At 66.4% G+C, this 13,851-nt stretch carries 11 protein-coding genes; 7 read left to right on the forward strand and 4 right to left on the reverse strand.

Annotation, left to right across the window (positions count from 1 at the left end; translation table 11 throughout):
- Positions 1–54 precede the first annotated feature (54 nt).
- The 3 genes from secD (at position 55) to fabV (ending at position 4,878) form a co-directional block, all read left to right on the forward strand.
- On the forward strand, positions 55–1,911 hold the full coding sequence (gene secD / locus AC5P56_RS12270) for a protein translocase subunit SecD (protein WP_014646827.1): 1,857 nt from the start codon (positions 55–57) through the stop codon (positions 1,909–1,911).
- 16 nt (positions 1,912–1,927) lie between these two features.
- A complete protein-coding gene (gene secF, locus AC5P56_RS12275; protein WP_014646828.1) occupies positions 1,928–2,908 on the forward strand; it encodes a protein translocase subunit SecF in 981 nt (326 codons plus the stop codon).
- 710 nt (positions 2,909–3,618) lie between these two features.
- On the forward strand, positions 3,619–4,878 hold the full coding sequence (fabV, locus tag AC5P56_RS12280; protein ID WP_041863324.1) for an enoyl-ACP reductase FabV: 1,260 nt from the start codon (positions 3,619–3,621) through the stop codon (positions 4,876–4,878).
- Between the two features lie 114 nt (positions 4,879–4,992).
- Here the strand turns inward: fabV and AC5P56_RS12285 are convergent, their stop codons facing one another.
- The 3 genes from AC5P56_RS12285 to AC5P56_RS12295 form a co-directional block, all read right to left on the reverse strand.
- Complete coding sequence (locus AC5P56_RS12285) at positions 4,993–7,062, reverse strand: EAL domain-containing response regulator (RefSeq protein WP_111205985.1); 2,070 nt, start codon at positions 7,060–7,062, stop codon at positions 4,993–4,995.
- 91 nt (positions 7,063–7,153) lie between these two features.
- Positions 7,154–8,338 (reverse strand): BaiN/RdsA family NAD(P)/FAD-dependent oxidoreductase, encoded by a 1,185-nt coding sequence (locus AC5P56_RS12290; RefSeq protein WP_032960467.1) that lies wholly within the window; start codon positions 8,336–8,338, stop codon positions 7,154–7,156.
- The gene (locus AC5P56_RS12295) at positions 8,335–8,883 is read right to left on the reverse strand and encodes a YaeQ family protein (protein ID WP_049441891.1); all 549 of its coding nucleotides are present in this window, start codon (positions 8,881–8,883) and stop codon (positions 8,335–8,337) included. Before AC5P56_RS12295 ends, AC5P56_RS12290 begins: the two co-directional genes overlap by 4 nt.
- A gap of 124 nt (positions 8,884–9,007) precedes the next feature.
- Between AC5P56_RS12295 and AC5P56_RS12300 the strand changes: the two genes are divergently transcribed.
- Entirely contained in the window at positions 9,008–9,877 is an 870-nt protein-coding gene (locus tag AC5P56_RS12300; RefSeq protein ID WP_014646833.1) for a pseudouridine synthase, read from the forward strand.
- Positions 9,878–9,890: 13 nt separating this feature from the next.
- Here the strand turns inward: AC5P56_RS12300 and AC5P56_RS12305 are convergent, their stop codons facing one another.
- On the reverse strand, positions 9,891–10,379 hold the full coding sequence (locus AC5P56_RS12305) for a YaiI/YqxD family protein (RefSeq protein WP_111205979.1): 489 nt from the start codon (positions 10,377–10,379) through the stop codon (positions 9,891–9,893).
- Positions 10,380–10,682: 303 nt separating this feature from the next.
- Between AC5P56_RS12305 and AC5P56_RS12310 the strand changes: the two genes are divergently transcribed.
- The 3 genes from AC5P56_RS12310 to AC5P56_RS12320 all read left to right on the forward strand — a co-directional run bounded on the left by AC5P56_RS12310 (position 10,683) and on the right by AC5P56_RS12320 (position 13,368).
- Positions 10,683–10,892 (forward strand): cold-shock protein, encoded by a 210-nt coding sequence (locus AC5P56_RS12310; protein ID WP_005416210.1) that lies wholly within the window; start codon positions 10,683–10,685, stop codon positions 10,890–10,892.
- Positions 10,893–11,080: 188 nt separating this feature from the next.
- A complete protein-coding gene (locus AC5P56_RS12315) occupies positions 11,081–11,770 on the forward strand; it encodes a glutathione S-transferase family protein (RefSeq protein ID WP_111205980.1) in 690 nt (229 codons plus the stop codon).
- Positions 11,771–11,802: 32 nt separating this feature from the next.
- On the forward strand, positions 11,803–13,368 hold the full coding sequence (locus AC5P56_RS12320) for a protein adenylyltransferase SelO (RefSeq protein ID WP_495231684.1): 1,566 nt from the start codon (positions 11,803–11,805) through the stop codon (positions 13,366–13,368).
- The last annotated feature ends 483 nt before the right edge of the window (positions 13,369–13,851 follow it).

Raw genomic sequence — 13,851 nt, forward strand, 5'->3', positions numbered from 1 at the left:
CCTTTCCGAAGCACAACCGCGGCGCCGGGGATGGCGCCGCGCGGGACCCAAGCAATGCTCGAATTTCCACGCTGGAAGTACGTCGTCATCCTGATCGTACTGGCGCTCAGTGCGCTGTACGCGCTGCCCAACATCTACCAGAAGGACCCGGCCATCCAGATCACCGCCAACCGTGGCGGGCAGATCGACGATGCGCTGCGCGACCGTGTGCTGGCCGACCTGAAGAAGGCCGGGGTCACTGCCATCGGTGCCGAAAAGGAAGGGGAAAGCCTGATCGTCCGTCTGCCGGACCTGAAGTCGCAGTCTGCGGCCAGCGATGCCCTGCGCGACACCGTCGGCGAGAAGTACACGGTGGCCCTGAACCTGGCCTCGACCGTGCCGGACTGGCTGGCCCGGCTGGGCGGTCGCCCGATGGTGCTCGGCCTGGACCTTCAGGGTGGCGTGCACTTCGTGCTGCAGGTCGACCAGAAGGCCGCCCTCGACAAGCGCCTGGATGCCTACACCGAAGACGTGCGCAGCACCCTGCGTGACGCCCGCATCGCCTACCAGTCGGTGGAGCGCCGTGCGGACAACAGCATCGTGGCCAACCTGAGCCCGTCCGCCGGTGACGACGCCGCGCAGCGTGCCCGTGCCGCCCTGGTCAAGGCACAGCCGACGCTCGGCTATGACGTCAGCGGCAACCGCATCACGGTCACCGTGCCGGAGACCGAGATCACGCAGATCGCCAACGGCGCCATCGAGCAGAACATCAACACCCTGCGCAACCGCGTGAACCAGCTCGGCGTGGCCGAGCCGATCATCCAGCGCCAGGGTGCCGACCGTGTGGTCGTGCAGCTGCCGGGCGTGCAGGACACCGCCGAAGCCAAGCGCATGATCGGCGCCACCGCCACCCTGGAGTACCGCGCGGTGGTCGAGGGCAATGCGCAGGACGCCATCAATTCCGGCCGCATCCCGCCGGAAGCGAAGGTCTACCAGCAGCGTGATGGCCGCGGCCCGATCCTGCTGAACAAGCGCGTGATCGTCACCGGTGACCAGATGGTCGGCGCGCAGGCGGTGACCGATTCGAACAGTGGCTCCCCGGCCGTCAGCGTGACGCTGAACAATGTCGGCGGCCAGCGCATGTTCGACTTCACCAGCGCCAACGTGAACAAGCCGATGGCGGTGGTCTACACCGAACGCGTGCCGACCGTGACCGTCGTCGACGGCCAGGAAGTGCGTGGCTTCAAGGTCAACGAGGAAGTGATCTCGGTGGCCAACATCAACGGCGTGTTCGGCAAGAACTTCCAGACCACCGGCCTGCAGAAGAAGGAAGCCGAGGACCTGGCCAAGCTGCTGAAGTCCGGCTCGCTGGCCGCGCCGATGGACTTCGTCGAAGAGCGCGTGGTCGGCCCGAGCCTGGGCGCCGAGAACGTCAAGAACGGCATGCGCGCGGTGGTGTTCGCGTTCCTGTTCACCCTGGTGTTCTTCAGCATCTACTACCGCATGTTCGGTGTGATCACCTCGGCGGCGATGCTGTTCAACCTGCTGATCGTGGTGGCGGTGATGTCGCTGTTCGGCGCCACCATGACCCTGCCGGGCTTCGCCGGCCTGGCGTTGTCGGTGGGCCTGTCGGTGGACGCCAACGTGCTGATCAACGAGCGTATCCGTGAAGAACTGCGCGCCGGCGTGCCGGGCAAGACCGCGATCGTGACCGGTTACGAGCGTGCCTCGGGCACCATCCTCGACGCCAACCTGACCGGCCTGATCGTCGGCGTGGCGCTGTTCGCATTCGGTACCGGTCCGCTGAAGGGCTTCGCGCTGACCATGATCATCGGTATTTTCGCCTCCATGTTCACTGCGATCACCGTGTCGCGTGCGCTGGCGACGCTGATCTACGGCCGTCGCAAGAAGCTCCAGAACGTGGCCATCTGACGGGACGACACGCACAATGAAACTGTTTCCGCTGCACATCCTCCCGAACGACACCAAGATCGACTTCATGCGCTGGCGCCATGTCGCCATGGCAGTCACCATCGTGGTGTTCCTGGCCTCGGTCGCCATCATCGGCATCAAGGGCTTCAACTACGCACTGGACTTCACCGGCGGCACCCTGATCGAAACGCGTTTCGAGAAGGCCGTGGACGTCGAGCAGGTCCGCGCCAAGCTGGAGCAGAACGGCTTCGACGGTGCCCAGGTGCAGAGCGTCGGTGGCAATACCGACCTGCTGATCCGCCTGGCGCCGCACGGCGAGCATGCGCCGGGCACCGGTGATGCCGCTGCCGAGGACAAGGCCACCGCCGCGGCCGTGGTGAAGGTGCTGTCCAGCGCCGACAACCAGGCCACGGTGATGAGTACCGCATTCGTCGGCCCGCAGATCGGCAAGGACCTGGCGAAGAACGGCCTGTACGCCACCATCTTCATGCTGGCCGGCTTCCTGATCTACATCGCGGTGCGCTTCGAATGGAAGTTCGCGGTCACCGCCAGCATCGTGGCGATGTTCGACCTGATCGTGACGGTCGCCTACGTGTCCCTGCTGGGCCGTGAGTTCGACCTGACCGTGCTGGCCGGCCTGCTGTCGGTGATGGGCTTTGCGATCAACGACATCATCGTGGTGTTCGACCGCGTCCGCGAGAACTTCCGCAGCCTGCGCGTGGACTCGATGGAGGTGCTGAACCGTTCGATCAACCAGACGCTGTCGCGTACGGTGATCACCGCGGTGATGTTCTTCCTGTCGGCGCTTGCCCTGTACCTGTACGGCGGTGCGTCGATGGAAGGCCTGGCCGAGACGCACATGATCGGTGCGGTGATCGTGGTGCTGTCCTCGATCCTGGTCGCGGTGCCGATGCTGACGATCGGCTTCCTGCGCGTCAGCAAGCAGGACCTGCTGCCGAAGGCGAAGGACGTCGAGGCCCTGGCCCGTCGCCCGTAAGCATCTGCTGCATGCGGCACACAGAGAACCCCGCGCAAGCGGGGTTTTTTGTGTGCAGGGCTTGCAGCCCTGCACCCACGGTAGTGCCGGCCGCTGGCCGGCAACAGCAACAGCAACAGGGTGCATTCCGTGGTTGGGCGGGACGGTGTCGGAGTGCGGGGACGCCGCAAGTACGTCCGTGTAGGCTTGGCAGCCGCATCCATGCGGCTGACACCCCGCACTCCGACACCGCCCCGCCTCTGACAGATTCCTGCGGCTGTTGGTAGGTGTCGACCTTGGTCGACACATCTGTCAGATATCGATAATCAAACTGGAATCAGATCTACCGTGTCGACCAAGATCGACACCCACCAGAGAAGAATGCTGTCCCGACAGGTCGCGGAAATCTGTCGAAGGCGGGGTGGGTCCGGTTGCGGGGGTGTCCGCGGCATGGATGCCGCGGCCAAGCCCCCAGGGACGGGTTTACGGCGTCCCCCGCAACCGGACCCGCCCCGCCAACCCACGGATAGCCCGCCGTTGCTGTTGCCGGCCAGCGGCCGGCACTACCGCGGGTGCAGGGTGCAGCCCTGCAAAGAGAAACCCCACCCTACGCCAGCGTCGGTTGTGCAATCGTCCCCCGCGCACTACGATCCTGCGGTTCGCGCGCGCAGGCGCGCGCCCGTATTCCTGCTGAGCGCCCCGTGCGCCGCATCTGCCAACCCGAGGTATCCATGGTCATCAAACCGCGCGTCCGCGGCTTCATCTGCGTCACCACCCACCCGACCGGCTGCGAGGCCGCGGTCAAGCAGCAGATCGACTACATCCGCGCGCGCCCACCGATCCAGAACGGTCCCAAGCGGGTGCTGGTGATCGGTGCCTCGACCGGCTACGGCCTGGCCGCGCGCATCACCGCTGCCTTTGGCAGTGGCGCCGCCACCCTCGGCATCTTCTTCGAACGGCCGGGCAGCGAGACCAAGCCGGGCACGGCGGGCTGGTACAACTCGGCTGCGTTCCACAAGTACGCCGACGAAGCCGGCCTGTATGCCAAGAGCATCAACGGCGATGCCTTCTCCGATGAAGTGAAGGCGAAGACCATCGAAATGATCAAGGCCGATCTCGGCCAGGTCGACCAGGTTGTCTACAGCCTGGCGGCGCCGCGCCGCAAGCATCCGAAGACCGGCGAGATCATCAGCTCCTCGCTGAAGCCGATCGGCGAGCCGATCACCCTGCGTGGCCTGGATACCGACAAGGAAGTGCTGACCGAGACCCACCTGCAGCCGGCTACCCCGGAAGAGATCGCCGGTACCGTCGCGGTGATGGGCGGTGAAGACTGGCAGATGTGGATCGACGCGCTCGCCGATGCCGGCGTGCTGGCCAACGGCTGCACCACCACCGCCTTCACCTACGTGGGCGAAGAGATCACCCAGGCGATCTACTGGAATGGCTCGATCGGTGCGGCCAAGAAGGACCTGGACACCAAGGTGCTGGGCCTGCGCGAGAAGCTGGCCAAGATCGGTGGCGATGCACGCGTATCGGTGCTGAAGGCGGTGGTGACCCAGGCCAGCTCGGCCATTCCGACCATGCCGCTGTACCTGTCGCTGCTGTTCAAGGTGATGAAGGAAAAGGGCACCCACGAAGGCTGCATCGAACAGCTGGACGTGCTGTACGACATCCTCTACGGCGGCAAGGCCGACGGCGTGGCGATCGATCGCCTGCGCCACGACCTGGTCGATGGCGATGGCCGCACCGTTGCGCTGATCGATGAGGAAGGCCGCCTGCGCGCCGATTACAAGGAAATGGCCGCAGATGTGCAGGGCAGGGTGGTCGCGCTGTGGCCGCAGGTGACCAACGAGAACCTGTACGAGATCAGCGATCTGGCCGGCTACAAGGCCGACTTCCTGCGCCTGTTCGGCTTCGGCGTGGAGGGCGTGGACTACGAGGCCGACGTCAATCCGGACGTGAAGATCGAAAATCTGGTCGACATGACCTGATCAACGAAAAGGCCGGCGAACGCCGGCCTTCTCGTTTGTGTAGAGCCGAGCCATGCTCGGCTGCTCTTCGCTTGAGTCCCGCAGCCGAGCGTGGCTCGGCTCTACAGAGAGGCGTCACCCGAACTCGAAGCCCATCTCCGGCAGCGCCGGGCCGACGAAGTCGCCCTGCACGTAATCCACGCCGGCACTGAACAGCAGCGTCATCGAGTTGGCATCGCTGACGAACTCGGCAATGGTGCGGATACCCGCTTCCTGTGCGCGCGCGGTGATCTGGCTGATGCGGTCGATGTTCTCGCGCGTGGCGGCCAGATCGCTGGTGAAGCCCCGGTCCAGCTTGAGGAACTGCGGCTGGAAGTGGGCCAGCAGCTGGAATGAATCCAGCCCCGAACCGAACTGCTCCAGGCCGATGCGGCAGCCCAGCGGCGCCACTTCGGCTAGGAACTGCTGCGCACTGCGCAGGTGGGTGAAAACCTTCGCTTCCGGCGCATGCAGCCACAGCCGTTCGCCGGGCACGCCCTGTGCCTGCAGTTCGCGGCGCAGCGTGGCGATCATCTGCGGGTCGTCGAACGATTCCGGCGTCACCTTCACCAGCACCTGGGTGGCGTTGCCCTCGCGTGCCCGCTGGCCGAGCACCGCGATGGCCTGCGAGACCACCCAGCGGTTGATGTCGGCCAACAGGCCGTGTTCCTCGGCGATGCCCAGGAACGCGGTCGGGCTCAGCAGCTCGCCATTGTTCTCCAGGCGCAGGTAGGCCTCGTACAGCTCCAGTGGCTCGCCCTGCAGGTTCAGCACCGGCTGGTAGTGCAGCTGGAAGCCGTCGCCGGCCAGCGCCTCGCGGATGCGCGCAACCCAGCGCTGTACGCGTTCTTCCTCGACACGGTCGGCGGCAGCCGGGTCGAAGATGCGGCAGGTGTTGCCCAGTTCGGCGGCGGCCTGGGTGCAGTCGCTGGCGCGCGCCAGCACCTGGCCGATGCTGGCGATCTTCTCGCCCACCTGCACGCCACCGATGCTGACCGTCACCGTGGCCGAGCGTGCGCCGATGCTGAAGACATGTGCGGCATAGGCTTCGCGGATGCGCTCGGCCAGCGCCACGGTCTGCGCGTAGGGCCCGGCCTGCAGCACGGCGAAATTGTGTTCGCCGAAGCGGGCCAGTTGCGCGTCCTCGCCGACCACCTCGGCCAGCAGGGCGGCGAGAGCGCCGATCAGGATGTCGGCCGACGCCAGGCCGATATCCGGCAGCAGGCGCGCGTAGTGGTCAGGCTCGATCAGCAGCAGGCCGAACTGACCCTCGCTGCGCCCGGCCTGGGCCACCGCGCTTTCCAGCTGCAGCATGAAGGTCGGGCGATTGAGCAGGCCGGTGACCTGGTCGCGCTGGCGCAGGTCCTCGACCTCGCGTGCCAGCTCGGGGTCGAACTCCATGCGGCGGCGGAGCACCACCTGCAGGCAGGACTCGCCCTCGTAGGTGGCCGCGGCAAATTCCATCGTCGCCGGGAAGGAACTGCCGTCCTCGTGGCGCGCGTCGAGCTGGTACTGCGGCGGCGGCGCCTCGCCACGGCTGAGGCCTTTGAGCAGCTGTTTGAAGCCCTCCACGTGCTGGGCGGCGACCATGTCCAGCAGCGAAATGCCTTCGATGTCCTCGAAATGATCGTAGCCGAACATCTCCAGATAGGCGTCGTTGGCGCGGATGTGCATGCCTTCATGCACATAGGCGATGGGGTCGCGCGAGGAGGCGATCAGCGCGTCGCAGCGGCGCTCGGTCTCGCGCATCTGCGCCTCGATCCGGCGCAGGCCGCGACGCGCCTGCAGGTCGACCCACTGGTCACGGACCACGGCGAGCAGATGCTCGGGGCGCTGGCGCAGGGCGAGGGCGCGGATGCCATGGCTGCTGGCCTGCACCAGTTCGTCCTCGTCGATGCGCTCGGCCAGCAGCACCAGCGGGATGTCCTTGCCGCTGGCGGCGATGTGCTGGGCCGCCAGCTGCAGCGGGATGCCCTGCGAAGGCGAGGCCAGCACCAGGTCGATGGCCTGGCTGGCCAGCACCTGGGCCAGCTCGGCCGCATCCTGCGGACGCCACGGGCGTACCGCGATGCCGCTGTTGCGCAGGGTGCTGACGATGGCTTCGGCATTCTCGCCGCTGTCATCGACGATCAGCAGGCGGATGGTGATGTCGTTCGCGTTCTGCATGCACTGCTCCCCAATCTGCGAATCTAGATACACGATGCGCGGCGAACCGTCCATGCGCGCACCCCTGGCGCGCGTCGAACGGCGAAGTGGTTCACACCACGCCGCCCGCTGCGTGGCCGCTGGCCCAGGCCCATTGGAAGTTGTAGCCGCCCAGCCAGCCGGTCACGTCCAGCACCTCGCCAACGAAGTGCAGGCCGGGCACGCGCTTGGATTCCATCGTCGAGGATGACACTTCGGCGGTGTCCACGCCGCCCAGGGTGACCTCGGCGGTGCGGTAGCCTTCGGTGCCGCTGGCCACCAGCGGGAATGCGCCCAGCAGCTGCGCGGCCTGGCGCAGCACCGGCTCGTCCAGCTGGCGCACGGGCCGGTCGGGCAGCCAGTGCTCGCACAGGCGTTGCGCCAGCCGCTTCGGCAGTACCTCGCCCAGCACCGTGCGCAGCTCGGCGGCCGGGCGGTCGCGCTTCATCTGGCGCAACCACTCGCCGGCATCCTGGCCCGGCAACAGGTCCAGCTCCAGCGCATCGCCGGGCTGCCAGAACGACGAAATCTGCAGGATGGCCGGGCCGCTTACGCCACGGTGGGTCAGCAGCATGAAGTTCTGGAAACTCTTTCCGTTGCAGCGCGCCTCGATCGGCAGTGCGACGCCGCTGAGGTCGGCCAGCCGCTCCTGGTGCTTGCCGCTGAGGGTCAGCGGCACCAGCCCGGCGCGGGTCGGCAGTACCTGGTGGCCGAACTGGCGGGCCACCTCATAGCCAAAGCCGCTGGCCCCCATGCTGGGAATCGACAGGCCACCGGTGGCAACCACCAGCGAGGCGCAATGGAACAGGCCCTGGGTGGTGTGCACGCGGAAACCATCGCTGCCGTGCTCGATGCGCTGCACGCTGCACTCGGTACGGATCTGTACGCCGGCCGCCTGGCACTCGTCCACCAGCATCTTCACGATCTGCTTGGACGAGATATCGCAGAACAGCTGCCCCAGTTCCTTTTCGTGATAGGCGATGCCGTGCTTGTGCACCAGCTCGATGAAATGCCAGGGCGTGTAGCGGGCCAGCGCCGACTTGCAGAAGTGCGGGTTGGCCGACAGGAAGTTGGCCGGGGTGGTGCCGGTGTTGGTGAAGTTGCAGCGGCCACCGCCGGACATCAGGATCTTCTTGCCGACCTTGTTGGCATGGTCGATCACCTGCACCTGGCGGCCGCGCTGGCCGGCAGTGATCGCGGTCATCAGCCCGGCTGCGCCGGCACCGATGACCACCACATCGCAACGGATGGTGCTCATGCCTTGGCGCGCTTGCGCCAGTCCGGGATCACGTCGAGCTGGATCTGGTCGTTGAGCAGCTGCACTTCGCCGTCCTGGATCAGCACGCTCCAACGCATGGCACGCTGGATCTGCTGGCCCCAGCGCTCGACGAATTCGCCGTCCAGATCAACCACCGAAAGATTGTCGAAGCGCGCCAGACCCTTGCCTTGCTTGCCCCACCAGATCTCCGAGGCGTTGCCGCCGTAGTTGACCACCTGCACCTGGCGGCTGCGATTGCTGGCCTTGCGGATGCGCGATTCGTCCGGATGGCCCAGGTCGATCCACTGCAGGATGTCGCCGGTGTAGTCGTGTTCCCACAGATCGGGCTCGTCATCGGTACTCAGGCCGCGGCCGAACTCCAGGCGATCGCCGGCGTTCAGCGCGAAGGCGAGCAGGCGCACCATCAGGCGCTCGTCGGTCTCGGACGGATGCTGGGCCAGGGTCAGGTTGTGGGTCGCGTAGTAGCCGCGATCCATGTCGCTGATCTGCAGTTCGGCCTTGCGGATGGTGGCGGTAAGAGCCATGGGGGATCCGTGGACTAAAGAGGACAATGATAGAGGTTTGCTCCGGGGGTGTCCGTGGCCGGACTGTCTGCGCACCGTCAACGGTGGCACTCTTGCGCTCTTTCCCGTGGCCGGAGTGGACGCCATGAGCTTGCCCAGCCGGTTGCAGCTGCCGCCCGGCCCCTGGGCCACCCTGCTGGATGGCCTGTGTGCACGTTTTCCGCGCATCGCGCGCGCGCAATGGCAGGATCGCTTCGCGCGCGGCCGCGTGCTGGACGCACAGGGCAGGGCGCTCACTGCGGACATGCCCTGGCAGGTCGGGCTGGACATCCAGTACTTCCGCGAGGTGGCCGACGAACCGGTGATCCCCTTCACCGAAACCATCGTCCATCTGGATGCGCACCTGCTGGTGGCCGACAAGCCGCATTTCCTGCCGGTGACACCGGCGGGCGGGCATGTACGCGAGACGCTGCTGGCGCGGCTGGTCGCCCGCACCGGCAATGCCGATCTGGTGCCGCTGCACCGGCTGGATCGGCTGACGGCCGGGTTGGTGCTGTTCTCGACCCAGCGTGCGTCGCGCGATGCTTACCAGCGCCTGTTCCGTGAGCGGCGCATCGAAAAGACCTATGAGGCCTTGGCACCGGCGCTGCCGGGGCGGGAGTTTCCGCTGCAGCGGTACAGCCGCCTGGTGCCGGGCGAGCCGTTCTTCCGCATGGCCGAAGTGCCCGGCGAGGCCAATGCGCGCAGCCGGATCGAGCTGATCGAGGCCGAAGGGCCGATCTGGCGCTACCGGCTGCTGCCGGAAACCGGCCGCAAGCATCAGCTGCGCGTGCACATGGCCATGCTGGGGGCGCCGATCATGGGTGACGACCTGTACCCGCAGCTTCGGCAACGGGCACCGGACGTAGCCGAGGCGCCGCTGCAGCTGCTGGCGCGGGCCCTGGCTTTCGATGACCCGTTGAGTGGTGCACGACGGATGTTCAGCAGCGGCCGCAGCCTGAGCCTTCCGGCTTAGGGCGGCCAGGCGCTCAGCGGGCCGGGCGTCGCGCCAGCCAGCGGTCCAGCTCGGCGGCGAACAGCTGCCGGTCGCGGGGGGCCAGGGGCGGCGGTCCGCCGGTCTGGACCCCGGCGCCGCGCAGTTCCTCCATGAAATTGCGCATCGACAGTCGCTCGGCCATGTTGTTCGGTGTGTACAACTGGCCGCGCGGGTTCAGCGCGACGGCCTGCTTCTCCAGCACCAGCGCGGCCAGCGGGATGTCCTGGGTGACCACCAGGTCCCCCGCGGCGACCCGCTCGACGATGGCGCTGTCGGCCACGTCCAGCCCCTGCGGCACCTGGATCGAGCGCAGCCAGCGCGAGGGCGGGGTGCGGATCCACTGGTTGGCGACCAGGGTCAGTTCGATCCCGACCCGTTCAGCCGCACGGAACAGGATGTCGCGGATGACGGTGGGACAGGCGTCCGCATCCACCCAGATGCGGGGAGAGGCGTGTTCAGCGGGGGTTTCAGCTTCAGTCATTTACCCAGTGTAGGGTAGGAAAAACCTGAATGGGGACTCGGAGTTAGCCGCGAGAGGCTGCCAACCCTTGTCACGCCTAGCGGGTGACGTATTCCCATGAACGTCGGGGCTATCGCTTTTTGCAGAAAACACGCGTATCGTGCGACCCACTGTGTTTGCTAGGGTCACCGTGAATCGTGGCCTGGTGCAGTTGATCTCACGATCCGCTCATCGATCCGCTTTACCAACGCCTGCAACTCAGTCTCGGCCCCGATACCCGGTGGCTGCGATTTTTTTCAACATGTGTTTCAGGAGTTAGTAAAAATGTCTGAACGTCAGACCGGTACCGTCAAGTGGTTCAACGACGCCAAGGGCTTCGGCTTCATCACCCCGGAAAGCGGCCCGGACCTGTTCGTGCACTTCCGCGCGATCCAGGGCACCGGCTTCAAGACCCTGCAGGAAGGCCAGAAGGTTACCTTCATCGCCGTCCAGGGTCAGAAGGGCATGCAGGCTGACCAGGTGCAGGCGGTCTAATCCGTCTGCTACCGTTGGGTAGCCAGAACGCCGGAAGCGAAAGCTTCCGGCGTTTTTTATTGCCCGCCGTTTTTTTGTAGAGTCGAGCCATGCTGGACTGCGCCCAAAGACAGTCGAGCATGGCTCGACTCTACAAAGGACATGCAGCCGGCGCGGTACGATGCGCGTCTCCCCAAGGGATCACCCCCATGCGCATCGTCCACCACCTGGAAAACTCCCGTTCTCTGCGCGTGCTGTGGATGCTGGAGGAGCTGGGGTTGGACTACGAACTGCGCCGCTATCCGCGCGATCCGAAGACGCTGCTGGCGCCGCCGGAACTGCGCAGCGTGCATCCGCTCGGCAAGTCTCCGGTACTGCAGGATGGTGAGCTGGTACTGGCCGAGTCCGGCGCGATCCTCGACTACCTCGCTGACCGTTACGACACGCAACGCCAGCTGTCGCCGTCACCGATGCCGGCAGACGGGGCCGAACGCATCGCTTACCGCTACTGGCTGCACTACGCCGAAGGCTCGGCGATGCCACCGTTGCTGCTGACCCTGGTGATGGGCCGCATACGCAACGCGCCGATGCCGTTCTTCGCGCGCCCGATCGCACGCAGCATTGCCGACAAGGCCGAGCGCGGCTTCATCGGCCCGCAGCGGCGCCTGCACCTGGACTGGATGGAGCGCCGTCTGGCCGAAAGCCCGTGGTTTGCCGGCGAGCGTTTCAGTGCGGCCGACATCCAGATGAGCTTCCCGATCCAGGCCGCTGCCGCGCGCGGTGGTGGCCTGGACGACAAACCGGCACTGCGTGGCTTCCTCAAGCGTATCGGTGAACGCCCGGCCTACCAGCGTGCCGAGGCCCACGGCGGCCACCTGCAGGCGCTCGGCGGCAATTGAGGAGGGCGGCCGTCGCCCTCATCTCCAGCACCATGGATACCGACACTCCCCGTTTCGACAACCGCCTGCTGCACACCCTGCCGGGCGACCCCGAATCCGGCCCGCGCAGGCGCGAAGTGCTGGGCGCCGCCTGGTCGCCCGTGATGCCGACCCCGGTGACGGCGCCCACGCTGTTGGCCTGGGCGCCGGACGTCGCCGAAATGCTTGGCTTCGATACCGCTGAAGTCGAAAGCGAAGGTTTCGCGCAGGTATTCGGCGGCAATGCGCTGTACGCCGGCATGCAACCGTGGGCAGCCAACTACGGTGGCCATCAGTTTGGCCACTGGGCCGGCCAGCTCGGCGACGGGCGTGCGATTTCGCTGGGTGAGCTGGTTGCGCCGGATGGCCAGCACTGGGAGCTGCAGTTGAAGGGGGCCGGCCCAACGCCGTACTCGCGGGGGGCCGATGGACGGGCAGTGCTGCGCTCATCGATCCGCGAATTCCTGTGCAGCGAGGCGATGCATCACCTTGGCGTGCCGACTACGCGCGCGTTGTCACTGGTCGGCACCGGTGAGGACGTGGTGCGCGACATGTTCTATGACGGCCATCCGCGTGCCGAGCCAGGCGCCATCGTATGCCGGGTCTCGCCGTCGTTCCTGCGCTTCGGTTCGTTCGAACTGCCGGCCTCGCGCGGTGAAACCGCCCTGCTGCAGCAGCTGGTGGATGCCTGCATCGCCCGCGACTTCCCCGAACTGCAGGGGCAGGGCGAGGCGCTGTACGGCGACTGGTTCGCGCAGATCGCGGTGCGCACCGCCGAGATGATCGCGCACTGGATGCGTGTCGGCTTCGTGCACGGCGTGATGAACACCGACAACCTGTCCGTGCTCGGTGTGACGCTGGATTACGGCCCCTATGGCTGGGTCGAGGACTTCGATCCGGACTGGACGCCGAACACCACCGACGCCCAGGGGCGCCGCTACCGCTTCGGCACCCAGCCGCAGGTGGCGTACTGGAACCTGAGCCGATTGGCGCAGGCGCTGTCGCCGCTGTTCGCCGATGTCGAACCGCTGCAGGCAGGCCTGGCGGCTTACCAGTCCACGTTCGTGGCCTGCACGCGTCGCGATGCTGCAGCGAAGCTGGGGCTGGCTGCTGCCGACGATGATGACCTGCAGCTCTACCAGCGCTGGCAACAGCTGATGCAGGAGGGCGCAATGGACATGACCCTGGCTTGGCGCGCACTGATGCGCATCGACCCGGCGGCAGCAGATGCGACGGTTCTGGACGCGGTGTACTACGACGAGGCGCGGCGACAGGCAGTGCAGGCACCGCTGCGGCACTGGCTGCAGGACTACGCAGCGCGCCTGCGCCGCGATCCGCTGGCGGCCAGCGAACGCCAGGCGAAGATGGCAGCGGCCAACCCGCTGTACGTGCTGCGCAACTGGCTGGCCCAGGAAGCGATCGACCGCGCAGAGCAGGGGGATCTCGGCGGCGTCCATGCACTGCAGGACGTGCTGCGCGACCCGTACACCGAGCGTGCCGGCCTGGAACACTTCGCTGGCAAGCGCCCGGCGTGGGCCGACAATCGCGCCGGTTGCTCGATGCTGTCCTGCAGTTCCTGAGGGTGGGTTTCGGCAGGGCTGAGCCCTGCACCTGCAGAGGCCAGATCAACAGCCAGAGCAAAAGCGGATTCCGTGGTTTGGCGGGGCGGTGTCGGAGTGCGGGGACGCTGCAAGTACGTCCCTGTAAGCTTGGCAGCCGCATCCATGCGGCTGACACCCCGCACTCCGACACCGCCCCACCTCCGACAGATTCCCGCGGCTGTGGGTAGGTGTCGACCTTGGTCGACACATCTGTCAGATATCGAATGAAATTCCGGGGTCAGATCCGTTTTCCTTCGTAAAACGGATCTGACCCCATGAGCAATTCCGACAGATCGCAGGAAACTGTCGAAGGCGGGGTGGGTCCGGTTGCGGGGGCGTGAACGCCATGGATGGCGCGACCGAGCCTACGCGGACGTATCTACGGCGTCCCCCGCAACCGGGCCCGCCCCGCCATCCCCCGCGATGCAGGCAGTTGCAGTTGCAGTTGCTGTTGAGGTTGCC

Source organism: Stenotrophomonas sp. YJH_SMC_131, assembly GCF_059367975.1.